Consider the following 16,269-nt stretch of genomic DNA (forward strand, 5'->3'; position numbering starts at 1 on the left):
TTATTTATCCCCCTCAAATTTAACTTCGCCTTCAACCATTGTTAAGATCGGATTTCCATAAACTTTATAGCCGATAAATGGTGTATTATCTGCTTTTGATAAGAAATCTTCTCCTTTAATTTCTTGTTCACTATCTAAATCAATGATTGTTAAATCTGCATAACCATTTTCTTTTAATGTGCCGTATTCTAAATTAAATGTCTCACATGGTTTAATTGTTAAGTAATCTACTAATTGTTGTAATGTCCAATCACCATTTTTTACAAAATGCGTATATAATAATGGGAATGCTGTTTCACTACCAACAATTCCGAATGGTGCTTTTTCCATTGGTTGCGCTTTTTCATCACGTGCATGTGGTGCATGGTCTGTTGCGATACAGTCAATTGTACCGTCTAGTAACCCTTCTAACAAAGCCTCTCTATCTTCAGTACTTCTCAATGGTGGATTCATTTTATAAATGGCATTATTACCAGGAATATCATCTTCTGTTAACAATAAATGATGTGGTGTAACTTCAGCTGTAACATGAATGCCTGCGCGTTTAGCATCACGAATGACTCTAACACTTTCTTTAGTAGAAACATGACATACATGATAATGACAACCTGCTGCTTCAGCTAATAGTACATCTCTTGCGATTTGAACAGATTCACAAATGTTTGGAATACCTGGTATACCTAACTCTTTACTGCGTTTCCCTTCATGCATTGCACCACCATAGATTAATGAATTATCTTCACAGTGTGCTACGATGGCTTTGTTTACTTTTGCAGCTTCAATCATACCTTCATACATCATGCTTGCAGTTTGTACTCCTACACCGTCATCTGTAAACGCAAAGGCACCTTCTTTTACTAGTGCTGGGAAATCAACCAATTCTTTACCTAATTGACGTGTTGTAATTGAAGCATAAGGTAATACACGTACTTGAGCATTGTCATCGATTAATTTTTGTAAAGCTTCAAAATGTTCTACAGAATCTGGTACCGGTCTTGTGTTAGGCATTGGACATACAGTTGTAAATCCGCCTCTAGCAGCAGCTTTAGTACCAGTTTCAATTGTCTCTTTATATTCACCACCAGGTTCACGTAAATGAACATGAACATCGACAAATCCAGGTGACACAAAGTGACCTTTCGCATCTATGATGTCAACACCATTGCTTGGTTCAATTGCAGGTGCAATTTGTTTAATTACCTTACCATCAATTAAAATATCTGCTTGTTGTAATTCGCCATTTTGTAATACTTTACCGTTTTTAATTAATTTCATCATTTTCGTCCCCTTACCTATTTTAATAATTCATCAATGACTGCCATTCTTAAGTAAACGCCATTTTCCATTTGCTTAAAAATTCTTGATTTTGAAGCTTCTACTAAATCGCTTTGTATTTCTACTCCTCTATTCACAGGTGCCGGATGCATAACAATAGCATGTTCTTGTAATTTGTTATAGCGCACTTCATTTAAGCCATGCTTTTGATGATAATCATCTGCTGCAAATCTAGTTTCTTCTGCAAGCCCATGTCTTTCATGTTGAATTCTTAATAACATAACTATATCTACTGTTTCTATAACATCATCTATATTTACATAAGGTGCTTCTAAAGAATCATCAATCCAAGCATTTGGGCTATTAAACATTACGTTTGCACCTAATGCTTTTAAACTATGGTAATTACTACGTGCGACACGTGAATTTTTAATGTCTCCACAAATCAATACATTCAAGCCTTCAAAATATCCATATTCTTCATATATCGTCATTAAATCAAGTAAACTTTGTGTTGGATGTTGTCCACTACCATCACCAGCATTCGCAATTGGGATGTTAATATTCGCTAATTTTTCATAGTAGTTATTAAACGGATGTCTAATGACTAATAAATCACAGCCAATACTTTCTAAAGTTTTACATGTGTCATATAAAGATTCACCTTTTGAAACAGATGATGTTGATGTTTCAAAGCTAATCGTTTTTAACCCTAGCTTAAGTTCTGCCATTTCAAAACTACATTTTGTTCGAGTAGAATTTTCAAAGAATAAATTTGCGACATATTTCCCTTCAAAGTTTGGTAGTTGACGTTCACCAGATTTAAATTGACTTGCCTTTTGGATAAGTTTGTATATTTGATCTGTAGATAAATGTTCCATTGATAATAAATGATTCATAAAAGCGCCCTCCTTAATTTGTAAATCTTAATTGTTTTGTTTTTTCTCTTTAGGTAAGATTAAGTTCAAAATAATTCCTGAAAGTGCAGCTAATGCCATCCCCTCAATTTGAAGGTTGATACCAATTTCTTTTAAGTTAAATACTAAATTACCGATACCTACAACTAAAATTACTGAAGCTATAACTAAATTTCGATTGTTCGCAAAATCTACTTTGCTTTCAACTAGCATTCTTAAGCCACTTGCTGCAATAATACCGAAAAGTAATATAGATACTCCTCCCATAACTGGTGTAGGTATAGAAGAAATTAATGCAGTGAACTTACCAATGAATGCTAAAACAATTGCTATAACTGCTGCACCACCAATGACGTAAATACTGTATATTCTGGTAATCGCTAATACACCGATATTTTCACCGTATGTTGTACTTGGTGGTCCACCAATAATACTGGCAAACATTGTAGAAACACCATCACCAATGATTGATTTATCAAGTCCTGGCTTTTCAAAGAAGTTTCTACCTACGATTTTATTCAATACCATTTGGTGCCCAATATGTTCACTTACTGTTACAAACACAATCGGAATCATTACCAGTACAAGTCCTAAGTGAAATGAAGGTACATAATCTTTAAATGGCAGATAAATATGAGGGAAATCTATCCATTTTGCTGACATAATTGCATCAAATTTCACAATCCCCATAAAAATCGCTACCACATAACCTACGATAATACCTACAAGTACTGGAATTAAAGATAGGAATCCTTTAAAAAATCCTTGAACGACTATTGTTACAAGCAAGGTTATCATTGCAACAATTAAGAAACTGATATTGTAACCTTTCATATCTCCAGGATTTTCATACATTGCCATATTGACTGCAGTAGGCGCTAAGCTTAAACCAATTACCATGATGACTGGTCCAACAACAACTGGTGGTAATAATTTCATTAACCATGCTGTCCCACTTAATTTGATTAGAATCCCGATGATGACGTACATAACACCACTCATGAATAATGCTACAAGCATGTCTCCTAAGCTATGCGTACTTAATCCCGTGATAATTGGCGTGATAAATGCAAAGCTAGATCCCAAGTATGCTGGTATTTGCGCCTTCGTTATTAAGATATAAAGTAATGTACCGATTCCCGAAGCTAGTAACGCTGCGGATATTGGTAATCCTGTTAAGAATGGTACTAGTACTGTTGCGCCAAACATCGCAAATAAATGTTGTAAGCTTAAAAATGCCCATTGCGCTGGTTGTGGTTTTTCATTTACATCTAGTACAGGTTTTACTGTTCGTTCAAACATTTCATCATTTTGCATAATATTCATTTCCTCCGATAATAAAAAAATCTCTTTACATCAGTATATGTAAAGAGACAAAAAGTGTGACAAGTTGCTACAAGTCATTTTCGTCCATAGAAATTGACTTATAGTTGTCGAACATGAGGGTATTATTAGATAAACAAGCATATGAAAACTTATTTATCATTCAACTCCCCCACCTTTTTCAGTCTCTCGTACTGAATTAAAAGGGGTATTATTTAATTATAACTGCATTTCTTTGATCCATTTCTTCTAAATAGACACTTACCGTTTCCTCTTTAGAAGTAGGTATATTTTTACCAACAAAATCTGCTCGAATTGGTAACTCACGATGTCCTCGATCAACCAAAGCAGCTAAACCAATTTTAATAGGTCTAGCATTTAGCAAAATAGCATCAAGTGAAGCACGAACCGTTCGACCAGTATACAGCACATCATCAATAATGATGACTACTTTATCTGTAATATCTGTGTCGATGTCTATTGCGTCTTTTGTCGTAAGTGATGACATGTGCTCTATATCATCTCTAAAGTATGTAATATCAATTGTTCCAGTAGGTATACGTTGTTGCTCAATTTGATGAATTTTATCTTGTATACGATTCGCTAAATATTCACCTCTTGTTTTGATACCTAAAAGAATTAAATTATCAGTACCTTTGTTATACTCCAAAATTTCGTGAGCGATTCTCGTCACTGTACGTTGTATTGCGGCATCATCCATTATGATACGTTCAGACATATTCTCACCCTTTCAAAATTTAGAAACAAAAAACCTCATGTCTTTAATATCGACATGAGGTTTAGTATATACAATCAGCCTATTTACATAGAAGAATCGTAGTATTACTACTTATTCTTGCATATGTGAAAGTGTTATGATCATTTTAGTATATATCTATATTTTCATGTCTTTGACGTCTCTCTGGACGCTCAATTAAAGACTCTTTATGTTGTACTTAAACTGTTATAAGGATAATACTAATCAGGCGCTTTGTCAATCTATATTGAAAAATTAACCGATCTCAGTAAAAATGTTAACCTTAATCTATTTTATAATGTGTTTTCATTTTAAAAAAACGAAAACGATAAATACTTATAGTTTACATAATAATGTTATCGTAATTATTGCACGACACAATTATGCATCTCTTTTTCGAATTGTATCTAATAAATCTTCAAAGTCTTGTGGTAATTCAGCATGTCTTTCAATATATTCACCTGTTACTGGATGTTCGAATCCAATAAGTCCAGCATGTAGAGCTTGACCACCAATATCCAATGTCTTTTTCGGTCCATACTTTGGATCACCAACTAATGGGAAGCCAATATATTTCATGTGCACACGGATTTGATGCGTACGTCCTGTTTCAAGTTGACATTCAACAAGCGTATAATTTTTAAAATGTTCTAGTACGTTAAAATGTGTCACTGCTTCCTTACCATCATCAACAACAGCCATAGATTGACGATCATTTTTGTTTCTACCAATTGGCGCATCGATTGTACCGTAATCATGAGGAATATTCCCGTGAACTAAAGCGATATATTTTCTTTTAACAGATTTATCCATTAATTGTTCTACAAGCCCACGATGAGCAATATCATTTTTAGCAACCATTAATAAACCAGAAGTATCCATATCTATACGGTGAACAATACCTGGACGAATTTCTCCATTAATACCTGACAAATTTTTAATTTGATACATTAAACCATTAACTAATGTATTGGTATAATGCCCTGGTGATGGATGAACTACCATGCCTTTCGGTTTATATACAACTGCAACATCGTCATCTTCATAATAAATATCTAAATTTAAATTTTCAGGTAGAATATCAGCTTCAACCACTTCTTTTTCAGTGACAACTATATGATCATTAAGTTTCACTTTATAATTAGATTTAACAACTTTATCGTTTGCAACGACTAAACCTGCTTTAATCCAATCTTGTATCTGGTTACGAGACCAATCACTATTTAATTCAGGCAGCAACTTATCTACACGCATACCTGTTTGTTCTTTATCTGTAATGTTAAATTCATAAGTCTCCATTACTTAACCTCCTTCTCCTTTTTATTGGAAGTATCCTTTAATAAGGCAATAATAATTAATATTACACCAATTGTTAAACTTGAATCTGCGATATTAAATATTGGAAAATCATAACCAAAAATATTTGTATCAATAAAGTCAACAACTTCTCCTGTTAAAATTCTATCAATAAAGTTTCCAAGTGCACCTGCAAAAAGTAAACTAATAGCAACTTGCATAAACAAATTATATTGAGCATCTTTAATAAAGAAATATACTAAGGCTATTAATATAATAATGGTAATAATAAAGAAAAATGTCATTTTTCCACTCAATATTCCCCATGCAGCACCATTATTTCGATGTGATGTTATGTTTAAAAAGTGCGGTATCACTTCAAATGAATCTCCAATTTTCATTGTAGTAGCTATAATATATTTAGTAACTTGGTCAAATATAACGACAAATACTGCTATTAAAATGGAAGTGCCAATAAAATATTTTTTGTGCATTTTCGTTCCTCCAATCAATCGTCCATGAGACAACTCTTTATATTATAGCTTACACCTGCTAATAAAAAAAGTAAGCATATTACATTAAATCTAATGTTACTCACTCAATACTTGATAAACTACTATGTTTTGACATTAAATATGAACTTAATTATTCATTTATCATATTTAAGATGACATTAAAAATTAGGAAAGCAGGCTGGAACATAAATCCCTAAAAAGACAGTAGTAAGATATTTTCTAATTAAAAATTATCTTACTGCTGTTCTCTATTTATACAATACTTCGTATTGAATGGCTTCGCTATGCCCATCTGGCACATTACTGTAAAATTCTATAAATAGAATTTTTGATGATGGGTCCCTTCCTAGGGTGCCGTCTCAGCCTCGGTCTTCGACTGGCACTGCTCCCTCAGGAGTCTCGCCATTAATACTACGTATTAACATGTAATTTTACTTTTAAATACTTTAAAAAAATAAGACATGAATCGTCTACACTTAATTGGACAAATTCTATGAGAATAGATATTGTTAATTTAAGAAAGTAGGCTATTTTGAGTTTCACTCGAATGTCAGTTCGAGGAATAAATAAAGTTAAACGAGAGCTAGGTTTTGTATTAATGGCACTTAATATAAGGAAAATAGCAGCTCAACGAGCTGTACATTATAAAATACATATCAAAAAAGCTGATTTCTATCAAATAATTAATAGAAATCAGCTTTTTACATTGCCTAAGAACTTAATGTCCCAGCCTCCTTCATAACTTGTATAAAAAGATCATTAAAAACGATTCATTATATGGTTCGTCCATTCAAAGTATATACTAATCTTCAACTTCGATATGATTAAAGCGATAATAGATACCATCCGGACCTTGTAAATTTAAATGTGTTGTTTCAGGATAATGAAAGTCAACAATTGCTAATCCATACGTATCAAAATTTTCTACACGTTTCGTTGCTGATACCCAATCATTCATGGCCAAATGTTGATAATAGCCATTCGATGCTAAAAATATTGAATAATCATCCATATATGCCGATTGCTCTAATCCAAAATAATCGAGGTAGTACTCTTTTACCTCTGATAAATGAATTGTCTTAATATGCAATGCACCTATAATAGCGTCATCTGGAATACCTAACCATAACAATTTTGTTGCATGACTCACTAATCTCGGTACATTTAATGGTCTAATATCAATTTTTACTAAATCATTTTGCCTCGTCCATTGAGCTTCGTCTTTATCAACATAAAATTTAAAACCGTTTCCTTCTGGGTCTTCAAAAAATAATGATAACGAAGCAGGCTGTATACCTCCGTTAACTGGAATATCATATTCGCTTAAATGAATTAGTAAATTAGCTAAATCACTAATTTGAGGTAGTTTAATTGCGATATGAAACAGTCCCGCTTCGGACATTAAAGGTTCACGTCCATTTTGTAATTCAACAAGTGTAATGACATGATTATTTTGACCTACTTCATATTGTATCGATGTTAATGTCTCATTTATAATATTTAATCCTAATACGTCCTCATAAAATGGCTTTAATTCATTCTTATCTCTCACATTTAAAGTGATACCATTGACAAAGTTTGCGTTACTGTGATGATACATTCAATTAACTCCTAACAAATTCAATATCTGTGCTTACTTTTACTTAAAATTATCGCGAACATAATTGAGAATAGCAACTATAACGCATTTATATGCCTCAGAGAATTTGTACCATTCCTGAATAATTTTTATTTTAGTAAATCGCACATTTTTTACATATATGACCGGTAACTTGGTCATTTTTTTATTCACAAAAAAACTCTCTTCATCATGTCAACAAAAACTACAACATGATTATGAAGAGAGCTTTAATTTATATCATCTGTATGAGTACTTTATACAATTTCAATTATACAAGTGATTTTACAACTTGTTGGCATCGTGGACATAGATGCGTCAATTCATCAACAGCACCAAGATCCTCTGAATAGTTCCAACATCTTTCACATTTTTCACCATCTGCATGTTCGATGACAATATCACCATGTTCATAAGCTGTTGCCTGATCGTCTAACTTATCTACAACTTTAACTTGTGACACGATAAATAATTGATGTAATGCATCAAATGAAGTTAAGAATTCAGATGCATTAAATTTATCGTTACTAGCAATCGTAACTTTAGCTTCTAATGATTTACCAATAACTTTTTCATTACGAGCAGTTTCTAATGCACGGTTCACATCATCACGTAAATTCATAAATGTACGCCATTTATCCAATAAAGCTTGATCTACTTCTACAACTTTAGGCATGTCTGCTAAGTGAACACTTTCTTCTTTAACATGTGGTGTATGAGACCAAACTTCTTCAGCTGTATGCACTAAGATTGGTGCTAACAACTTCGTCATATCAACTAAAATTTGATATAACACTGTTTGCATACTACGACGGATATGAGAATCACGTTGTTCAATATATAAAATATCTTTACCGTAATCCAAATAGAAATTACTTAACTCAACATTGATAAAGTTTTGAACTTCTTGATAAATATTTAAGTAGTCAAAGTTTTCATAGTTGTTAATCGTACTTGCAGTAAATTCACGTAAACGATTTAGCAAGTAACGATCCACTTCTAATAACTCTGATTCAGGAATGCTATCTGTGTCAGGATTGAAATCGTTAATGTTACCTAACATAAATCTTAATGTATTTCTGATTTTACGATAAACATCAGATGTTTGTTTTAAAATTTCATCAGAAATTCTAACATCAGCTAAATAGTCCGTACTACTTACCCAAAGTCTCGCAATATCAGCACCTTTTTGTTTAACCACTTGGTCAGGTACAATCACATTACCTAAAGATTTACTCATTTTCTTACCTTCACCATCCATAACAAAACCATGAGAAAGTAAGAATTTATAAGGTGATACTCCTCTTGTAGCAACTGAAGTTGTGATAGAAGAGTTGAACCAACCACGATATTGGTCACTACCTTCTAAATACATATCCGCTGGGAAACTTAATTCCGGTCTTGTTTCCAACACGCCACGGTGTGATGAACCAGAATCAAACCAAACGTCCATAATGTCTGTTTCTTTAGTAAATGTACCGTTAGGGCTGCCTGGATGTGTAAATCCTTCTGGTAGTAAGTCTTTCGCTTCTCTTTCAAACCAAATATTTGAACCGTGTTCTGCAAATAAATCAGCAACATGATTCACTGTTTCTTTCGTCATGATAATTTCGCCATTTTCAGCATAAAATACTGGTAACGGTACACCCCACACACGTTGACGAGAAATAACCCATTCGCCACGGTCACGAACCATATTGTAAATACGTGTTTCACCCCAATTTACTTTGAAGTTTGTATTTTCGATTGCATCTAAAATATCTTGTCTTACTTTACTGATTGAGGCAAACCATTGTGGTGTAGCACGGAAGATTACAGGTTTTTTTGTTCTCCAGTCGTGTGGATAGCTATGTGTAATAAAGTCTAATTTTAATAGTGCACCTTTTTCTGTTAATAAATCAGTAACGGCTTTATTAGCTTTATCATAGAACATCCCTTCAAATTGGCCGCCTTCTTCAGTAAATACACCTTTATCATCGATTGGACTAATTACTGGTAATTCATATTTTTGACCAACAATATAGTCATCTTCCCCGTGGCCTGGTGCTGTATGTACACAACCTGTACCAGCATCTGTAGTAACATGATCACCATTAATCACTAACGATTCTCTGTCTAAGAATGGATGTTGTGCTACAACATACTCCAATTCTTTACCTGTGTATTCTTTTTCTAATTTGATTGATGCTTTATCCCAATCCAGTGCTTCTGCTACAGCGTCAGATAAGGCTTCTGCAATAATATATTTTTCGCCATTTACATTGTATTGACCATATTTTAATTCAGGATGAACGGTAATTGCAACATTTGATGGAATTGTCCATGGCGTTGTTGTCCAGATAATAAATTTAGCATCTGCATCAACGACACCTTTGTCATCTTTAACGTCAAATGCAACGTAAATTGATGCTGAACGTTTATCGTGATATTCAATTTCTGCTTCTGCTAATGAAGACTCACTTGAAGGAGACCAATAAACTGGCTTTTTACCTTTATAAATTAAACCTTTATCTGCCATTTCTCCAAAAATACGAATTTGTGCAGCTTCGTATTCAGGTTTTAATGTAATATATGGATCATTAAAGTCACCACGAACACCTAAACGTCTAAAATCTTTTTTCTGTAATTCAATTTGTTCTAAAGCAAATTCTTTACATTTCTCACGGAATTCAGCTGTTGACATTTTCTTTCGGTCAACACCTTTTTTCGTTAATGCTTGTTCAATTGGTAAACCATGTGTATCCCAACCTGGTACGTATGGTGCATAGAACCCTTGCATAGTTTTATAACGTACAATAAAGTCTTTTAAAATTTTGTTCAAGGCATGTCCCATATGTAAGTTACCATTCGCGTATGGTGGGCCATCATGTAAAATGAATGTTTCGTTACCTTTATTTTTTTCTAACGCTTTATGGTATTGATCTTCTGCATCCCATTTTTCTTGAATTTGCGGTTCCTTGTTTGGTAAACCACCTCGCATTGGGAAATCTGTTTTAGGCATTAATAACGTTTCTTTGTAATCCATTTTTTTCACTCCTTAAAAATTTAAAAAACTCTAAGTTAAATTAAAAGGGACGATTGCTCGCGGTACCACCCTTATTAACTCAACTTAGAGTTCTCTCATTACATTATTTAAATATTAAAAAGCCAGTGATATAACATACATGCTTTTACTAGGCTCTCACCATTACCTAATTCGCTGTGAAAAGTTAAATGTATATTACGCGTCTGTCTTTATTTAATTCTTACTTCTTAGTTGTTTCTGAATCATTGGATTGTTGATTATTGTCTGGTGTATTTGATGCATTATTTTGTGCATTTGCTGCAACTTCATCTGGCTTTAAATCATTTTCATGCAAATGATGAATATTTTCAAGCGTCACTTGTTCAGCGTCTAAATCATAATTCAACAAGTAATCCCAATCTTCGTTTTTTAATAAGTCTAATTGCGCTTCAACTAACATACGGAAACGCGATCTAAATACTTTTGATTGACGTTTCATATCTTCAGTCTGGAATGCTAAACGGCGTGCTTTTTCTACCGCGTCACCAACCATTTGATTAGCTTGCGCTTCTGCCTTAGCTATAATCGCTTCAGCTTGTTTCTCTGCAGCTTGCTTAGTTTCTTCACCAGCTTTTTGAGCTTGTATCAAAGCATCACTTACAGATTGATGCACGTCTTGATAAGACTTAATATTAGTATCTCTCTCTTCGATTACTTTTTCAAGTTGTTTTTTATCTTCTTTAAGACGTTCAATTTCAGTGCTTAGTTGCTCCAAAAAATTAGCAACTTCAGTAGGTTCTAAACCATTCTTTACACGTGAAAACTCTTTATTCTTAATTTCATTTGGTGTAAAAGGCATTTGTTATCCTCCTTAAATCATTACTATTTGAATAATGTTCTATAGGTAATGTGCGTTTTATCTTTTTTAGTTTTACCACCTAAGTCAGTAATGTGTGCTCTACCAAAACCTTGGATGGATATTAAATCATTTGCTTGTAATTGAAAATCTGCTGAATCAACAATAGTGTGATTCACTTTAACACGTTTTTTTTCGATTAGTTGTTTCGCAATCGTACGTGATTTACGTATCATTTCTTTAATAACAACATCTAACCTTAAAGAACTAACTGTTGCACTTTCATTTTTCCAATTCTCATTAGATTGTATCATATCTGTTACTGGAATAGTATAAAGTTTAACTGATGCGCCTTTAATACGTTGTAATTCTAACATAATAAATGATTCCAATCTACTTGTCAAAACAAATTGAATTCGTTCATTCACAATTATATCTCCAACTTGTTCGCGTTCGATACCTAAAGACATTAATGTCCCTAAAATATGTTGATGTTTTAAAGTGACGAATTTTTCAGGATAATCTATTTCCATTAAAGTTAATTCAAAGTCGCTTTCTTTAGGTTCATAATAGTTCGGCGAAATGATTGCTCTTTTTCTTTCAGCATTAGGTCCACCATAAAAAGATACGTTTAAATCTTCATAACTGCCACAAATCACTTCCAATATATATTGCCCTCTTGGATCTAAAAAATGCGTTAATACTGGTGCATAATGCTGTTCCGCTTGATCACATTTATCCGTTAGCTGATCAATTAATTCGTATTCTTCCTGTCTAAAGTGTTGATAAATATCTATGTTAATCACTACCTTAAAAAAATTATAAAATACCATCTATTGCCCTTATATTCAGAAAAATACATATCAAAAACGAGGCTAAAGTATCATGTACCCTTGCCTCGTTATGTCGCTTAATTTATTGTAATTGAATTAAAATCCAATTAAAGATTTGGAGTAACCCTTTTTGGAATAATACTAAAACGATAATTGCAGCGATTGATGATATGTCGATAATTCCAATAGGTGGAATTACTTTTCTAAATGGTTGTAAGAAAGGTTCATATATTTTCGCTAAAAAATAACCTACCTTAGTTTCTCTAATACTTGGTACCCAAGATGTAAAGAAATATATAATCATGCCGAAATAATAAATTTCAACAACAAAAAGGATAAATTTAAATATTGTAGCTAGCACATTTATATCCATATGTTAACTCCTTAGTCGAATGAATGTTCCATATTTTCAATATGGTCTGTAATGCTTCCAGCTACTTCCACATTATCAGGCGTACATAAGAAAATATCAGTACCTACACGTTGGATATCTCCACCGATTGCATAAACAGTACCGCTTAAAAAATCAATAATTCTTTTCGCTGATACTTTATCAATACGTTGTAAATTGACAAGTGTCGCACGGCGGTTTTTAAGCTCATCAGCAATATCTTGTGTATCTGAAAAAACACGTGGTTCGAATAAACACATTTTTGAACTTTCTTGTGATGCATTGTTTGGTGTAGCATTGTTCATAGTTACAACATTACGTGAATTATTTTTTGAATAATTAGACATACGGTTATTCCTTTCTTCTGACGTTGTTGTATATCTTGATGCAGATTTTTGAGGGACTGATTTGATTGCGTTTTGTTTTGTTGTTTGTTGTGACTGCTCTTTTGCTGGCGCTTCATTTACCTGTTGTTGTTTGTCAGGTACTTCTACTTCCTCTTCATCATCTATTACAAAAAATCCACTAAATAAATCTTTTAAAGCCAAGTGGCTCACTCCTCTTCTCCTACAAGTTTAGTCCCAATTCTAACAAACGTCGCACCTTCTTCAACTGCAATAAGATAGTCATTACTCATTCCCATTGATAATTCATCACAAGGCGCATATTCTAAATTGAGTCGTTGTATTTCTTCTTTTTTCAAACGTAACTGTTTAAATAACGATCTAATATATGCTTCATCATCTGTCAATGGTGCCATCGTCATTAAACCTACAATTTCGATTTTGTCATATTTTTTAAGATCATCTATAAACTGATCAACATCTTCTAAAGCAATACCATGTTTAGAAGCTTCTCCCGAAACGTTCACTTGCAAGAAACATTTAATTTTATGTTCTGCACGTTTGTTAATTTCTTTGGCTAAGCTCAATCGATCTAAAGCATGGAAATAATCTACGTCGTTTATAACGTCCTTAACTTTTCGAGATTGTAATGATCCTATAAAATGGATCACCGCATCTGATGGTAATGCTTCTTTCTTTTGAAAAAAGCCTTCCAATCTATTCTCACCAAAATGTCTTATTCCAGCCTCATACGCTTCTTTAGCTCGCTCTATTGTAACATATTTTGTAACTGCAATCACGTTTGGTTTTGTTGAAAAATTATTTTTTTCACTTTTGTCATTAATTTGTGTTGAGATTTGTTGTAAATTATCTTTCACACGCAAACATATCTCCTCCTTGTTTACTGTTGACCAATGAATGCTAACATGCGTCCTGTTTGACCTTTTTCTAATCGATAAGAGAAAAATAATTCTAAATGTTCAGATGTAGCATACGCTGTCGTATAAATATTTTCTTTAGGAACACCATAATAAATTAATAATGCAGCATTGGCTTTTTTCAAATCAATACCATGACGATCTCGTCCTCTAGTTTCAATATAGTTGGCACTATCAATTGGCAATGTTTCAAATTTATTTTTAATATCATCATTAATTTCATAACTTGATGATGTAGATGGTCCAATAACGACATGTAAGTCTTTCAAATCAAAGTTCACATGTTTTAGCACTTCTTTTACAATTTCAGTATAGGTACCACGCCAACCTGCATGCGCCAATGCAATAAAATGATGTTTTGTACTATAAAAATATACTGGTACACAGTCTGCATAACACATCGTTAATAAGACATTACTATCATATGTGTACATCGCATCAATACCATGAAGCGCATCAGTTAAAGTGTCTATATTTGTGCCTATATCATCCTTTGTAATACAAGCGACTTTATTTTCATGTGTTTGAATGGGAAACACCCAATTTTTTCTATCAAACGCAATTTCTTCAGCTAATTGCAATTGATGTTGAGTAATATTATATGGGCGATCATCAATATATCTCGCCATATTAAAAGCATTTTTAGGATAGTCACTTAAACCATCTCCTCTAGTTGTAATACCTAGAGTAATACCTTGTTGTAATAACTCTTCATATATTAAATGATGCGGTTGCTTTTTAAAATTATCATTCACTCGATCGTCACCATCATTTCATTTAAATTATCTTCGTCTAACTGTACAAAGTTAATAATTATATAATATAACATTTATGTTTAAAGTTAAAATGTTGCGCAAATAATTTTTGACTTAATTTTCACACGATACTTAAACACTTTTAATAACTTTGAAAAACTTAAATGTCCTTCTACATGTTCTAAAAATTAGTAAAAAAATCATCAGATATGTTATCTGATGATTTGTGTTGAATTATTTGTGTATATATATTAACCGATTAACGTCTTGTTCTTCTTGAACGTCTTTCTTCTCTATTTCTAATGAAGCTAGGAATATCATCTTCTTTAGTTGTATGTGTTCTTTCACTTACACTATCAGTTGCTTGTGCATTTGATGAATTTGAAGTGAATGATTCATCTTTAGAAGTTGCATTGCTAGAAGTATTTACGCTTGTTCCGAATCCAGTGCTACCAGATTTACGACCATGTGATGTTGGTTTGTCATCAAAACCAGTTGCAATAACTGTTACAACAATCTCATCTTGTAATTCAGGATTAATAACTGTACCGAAAATCATATTAACGTCTTCATCTGCAGCATCTTGGACAATATCAGCAGCCTCTTGTGCTTCAAATAATGACAATGACTCGCCACCAGTAATATTCATAAGCACACCTTGTGCACCAACGATAGATGTTTCAAGTAATGGAGAAGAGATTGCTTTTTTAGCAGCTTCTACCGCTCTATTTTCACCAGAAGAAACACCAATACCCATTAATGCAGAACCTTGGTTAGACATAATTGTCTTAACGTCTGCAAAGTCTAAGTTTACTTCACCAGAAACAGCGATTAAGTCTGAAATACCTTGTACACCTTGGCGTAACACGTTGTCAGCTTCTTTAAATGCTTCCATCATTGGCGTAGATTTGTCAACGATATCTAATAAACGGTCATTTGGTATAACGATTAATGTATCTACTGCAGCTTTCATAGCTTCTACTCCAGCAGCAGCTTGAGTTTGACGTTTACGTCCTTCAAAACTAAATGGACGAGTTACAACACCAACAGTTAATGCGCCCATTTCTTTTGCAATTTTAGCAACGACTGGTGCTGCACCAGTACCAGTTCCGCCACCCATACCAGAAGTAACAAATACCATGTCTGCACCTTGGATTGCATCTTCAATTTGTTCACGAGATTCCTCTGCAGCTTTTTTACCGATTTCAGGATTAGCTCCTGCTCCTAAACCACGTGTTAATTTTTCACCGATTTGGATTTTAGATTCAGCTTTAGATAAGTTTAAAGCTTGACCGTCTGTGTTGATAGCGATAAATTCAACATTATTCATTCCGTGGTCAATCATTCGGTTTACGGCGTTGTTACCGCCACCACCTACACCAATGACCTTTAAAGTCGCTAAATGATTAAATCCTTGTTCAAATTCTAACATTTAAATTTCCTCCTA

The 16,269-nt window shown here is 33.3% G+C and carries 15 protein-coding genes and 1 pseudogene; 1 reads left to right on the plus strand and 15 read right to left on the minus strand.

The genetic code is table 11. The annotated features are described in order from the left end of the window. The 6 genes from IDG63_RS02850 to lspA all read right to left on the minus strand — a co-directional run bounded on the left by IDG63_RS02850 (position 1) and on the right by lspA (position 6,062). The gene (locus IDG63_RS02850) at positions 1 to 1,275 is read right to left on the minus strand and encodes a dihydroorotase (RefSeq protein WP_000767028.1); all 1,275 of its coding nucleotides are present in this window, start codon (positions 1,273 to 1,275) and stop codon (positions 1 to 3) included. A gap of 17 nt (positions 1,276 to 1,292) precedes the next feature. Continuing rightward, positions 1,293 to 2,174, minus strand: a complete 882-nt coding sequence (locus IDG63_RS02855; RefSeq protein WP_001016166.1) for an aspartate carbamoyltransferase catalytic subunit — start codon at positions 2,172 to 2,174, stop codon at positions 1,293 to 1,295. A 27-nt stretch (positions 2,175 to 2,201) separates the two neighbouring features. Then, positions 2,202 to 3,509, minus strand: a complete 1,308-nt coding sequence (locus IDG63_RS02860; protein ID WP_001178619.1) for a uracil-xanthine permease family protein — start codon at positions 3,507 to 3,509, stop codon at positions 2,202 to 2,204. 217 nt (positions 3,510 to 3,726) lie between these two features. Beyond that, positions 3,727 to 4,254 carry a bifunctional pyr operon transcriptional regulator/uracil phosphoribosyltransferase PyrR gene (pyrR, locus tag IDG63_RS02865; protein ID WP_000003870.1) on the minus strand — a complete coding sequence of 176 codons (528 nt, stop codon included), beginning with the start codon at positions 4,252 to 4,254 and terminating at the stop codon, positions 3,727 to 3,729. Between the two features lie 399 nt (positions 4,255 to 4,653). After that, positions 4,654 to 5,571 carry an RluA family pseudouridine synthase gene (locus IDG63_RS02870; protein ID WP_000451304.1) on the minus strand — a complete coding sequence of 306 codons (918 nt, stop codon included), beginning with the start codon at positions 5,569 to 5,571 and terminating at the stop codon, positions 4,654 to 4,656. Continuing rightward, a complete protein-coding gene (gene lspA, locus IDG63_RS02875) occupies positions 5,571 to 6,062 on the minus strand; it encodes a signal peptidase II (RefSeq protein WP_000549207.1) in 492 nt (163 codons plus the stop codon). The genes IDG63_RS02870 and lspA overlap by 1 nt, the downstream gene beginning before the upstream one ends. 547 nt (positions 6,063 to 6,609) lie before the next feature. On the opposite strand from lspA, the pseudogene IDG63_RS02880 reads away from it, so the two are divergent. Then, a pseudogene (locus IDG63_RS02880) lies at positions 6,610 to 6,825 on the plus strand (IS5/IS1182 family transposase); the annotation flags it as partial. Positions 6,826 to 6,885: 60 nt separating this feature from the next. On the opposite strand, the gene IDG63_RS02885 reads toward IDG63_RS02880, so the two are convergent. From IDG63_RS02885 to ftsZ, 9 genes are all read right to left on the minus strand, one after another. Then, the gene (locus IDG63_RS02885) at positions 6,886 to 7,683 is read right to left on the minus strand and encodes a VOC family protein (protein ID WP_000274670.1); all 798 of its coding nucleotides are present in this window, start codon (positions 7,681 to 7,683) and stop codon (positions 6,886 to 6,888) included. A gap of 289 nt (positions 7,684 to 7,972) precedes the next feature. Beyond that, entirely contained in the window at positions 7,973 to 10,726 is a 2,754-nt protein-coding gene (ileS, locus tag IDG63_RS02890; RefSeq protein WP_000384684.1) for an isoleucine--tRNA ligase, read from the minus strand. Positions 10,727 to 10,946: 220 nt separating this feature from the next. After that, on the minus strand, positions 10,947 to 11,564 hold the full coding sequence (locus IDG63_RS02895; RefSeq protein ID WP_001117064.1) for a DivIVA domain-containing protein: 618 nt from the start codon (positions 11,562 to 11,564) through the stop codon (positions 10,947 to 10,949). 23 nt (positions 11,565 to 11,587) lie between these two features. Then, complete coding sequence (locus tag IDG63_RS02900; RefSeq protein ID WP_001805409.1) at positions 11,588 to 12,367, minus strand: YlmH family RNA-binding protein; 780 nt, start codon at positions 12,365 to 12,367, stop codon at positions 11,588 to 11,590. A 109-nt stretch (positions 12,368 to 12,476) separates the two neighbouring features. Further along, on the minus strand, positions 12,477 to 12,767 hold the full coding sequence (locus IDG63_RS02905; RefSeq protein WP_000354114.1) for a YggT family protein: 291 nt from the start codon (positions 12,765 to 12,767) through the stop codon (positions 12,477 to 12,479). Positions 12,768 to 12,778: 11 nt separating this feature from the next. After that, positions 12,779 to 13,342 carry a cell division protein SepF gene (locus IDG63_RS02910; RefSeq protein WP_000018608.1) on the minus strand — a complete coding sequence of 188 codons (564 nt, stop codon included), beginning with the start codon at positions 13,340 to 13,342 and terminating at the stop codon, positions 12,779 to 12,781. Further along, positions 13,339 to 14,007 carry a YggS family pyridoxal phosphate-dependent enzyme gene (locus IDG63_RS02915; RefSeq protein WP_001548498.1) on the minus strand — a complete coding sequence of 223 codons (669 nt, stop codon included), beginning with the start codon at positions 14,005 to 14,007 and terminating at the stop codon, positions 13,339 to 13,341. The genes IDG63_RS02910 and IDG63_RS02915 overlap by 4 nt, the downstream gene beginning before the upstream one ends. Positions 14,008 to 14,030: 23 nt before the next feature. Next, positions 14,031 to 14,822 carry a peptidoglycan editing factor PgeF gene (gene pgeF / locus IDG63_RS02920; protein ID WP_000999338.1) on the minus strand — a complete coding sequence of 264 codons (792 nt, stop codon included), beginning with the start codon at positions 14,820 to 14,822 and terminating at the stop codon, positions 14,031 to 14,033. Between the two features lie 259 nt (positions 14,823 to 15,081). After that, complete coding sequence (gene ftsZ / locus IDG63_RS02925; protein WP_000888997.1) at positions 15,082 to 16,254, minus strand: cell division protein FtsZ; 1,173 nt, start codon at positions 16,252 to 16,254, stop codon at positions 15,082 to 15,084. Positions 16,255 to 16,269 lie beyond the last annotated feature (15 nt).

Origin of the sequence: Staphylococcus sp. EG-SA-14 (assembly GCF_017151935.1) — a bacterium.
Taxonomy (GTDB): domain Bacteria; phylum Bacillota; class Bacilli; order Staphylococcales; family Staphylococcaceae; genus Staphylococcus; species Staphylococcus aureus.

Bases quoted from the DNA above. Each gene is read 5' to 3' on its own strand.
- IDG63_RS02850 (WP_000767028.1), bottom strand. From the start codon at position 1,275: ATGAAATTAATTAAAAACGGTAAAGTATTACAAAATGGCGAATTACAA.
- IDG63_RS02855 (WP_001016166.1), bottom strand. From the start codon at position 2,174: ATGAATCATTTATTATCAATGGAACATTTATCTACAGATCAAATATAC.
- IDG63_RS02860 (WP_001178619.1), bottom strand. From the start codon at position 3,509: ATGCAAAATGATGAAATGTTTGAACGAACAGTAAAACCTGTACTAGAT.
- pyrR (WP_000003870.1), bottom strand. From the start codon at position 4,254: ATGTCTGAACGTATCATAATGGATGATGCCGCAATACAACGTACAGTG.
- IDG63_RS02870 (WP_000451304.1), bottom strand. From the start codon at position 5,571: ATGGAGACTTATGAATTTAACATTACAGATAAAGAACAAACAGGTATG.
- lspA (WP_000549207.1), bottom strand. From the start codon at position 6,062: ATGCACAAAAAATATTTTATTGGCACTTCCATTTTAATAGCAGTATTT.
- IDG63_RS02885 (WP_000274670.1), bottom strand. From the start codon at position 7,683: ATGTATCATCACAGTAACGCAAACTTTGTCAATGGTATCACTTTAAAT.
- ileS (WP_000384684.1), bottom strand. From the start codon at position 10,726: ATGGATTACAAAGAAACGTTATTAATGCCTAAAACAGATTTCCCAATG.
- IDG63_RS02895 (WP_001117064.1), bottom strand. From the start codon at position 11,564: ATGCCTTTTACACCAAATGAAATTAAGAATAAAGAGTTTTCACGTGTA.
- IDG63_RS02905 (WP_000354114.1), bottom strand. From the start codon at position 12,767: ATGGATATAAATGTGCTAGCTACAATATTTAAATTTATCCTTTTTGTT.
- ftsZ (WP_000888997.1), bottom strand. From the start codon at position 16,254: ATGTTAGAATTTGAACAAGGATTTAATCATTTAGCGACTTTAAAGGTC.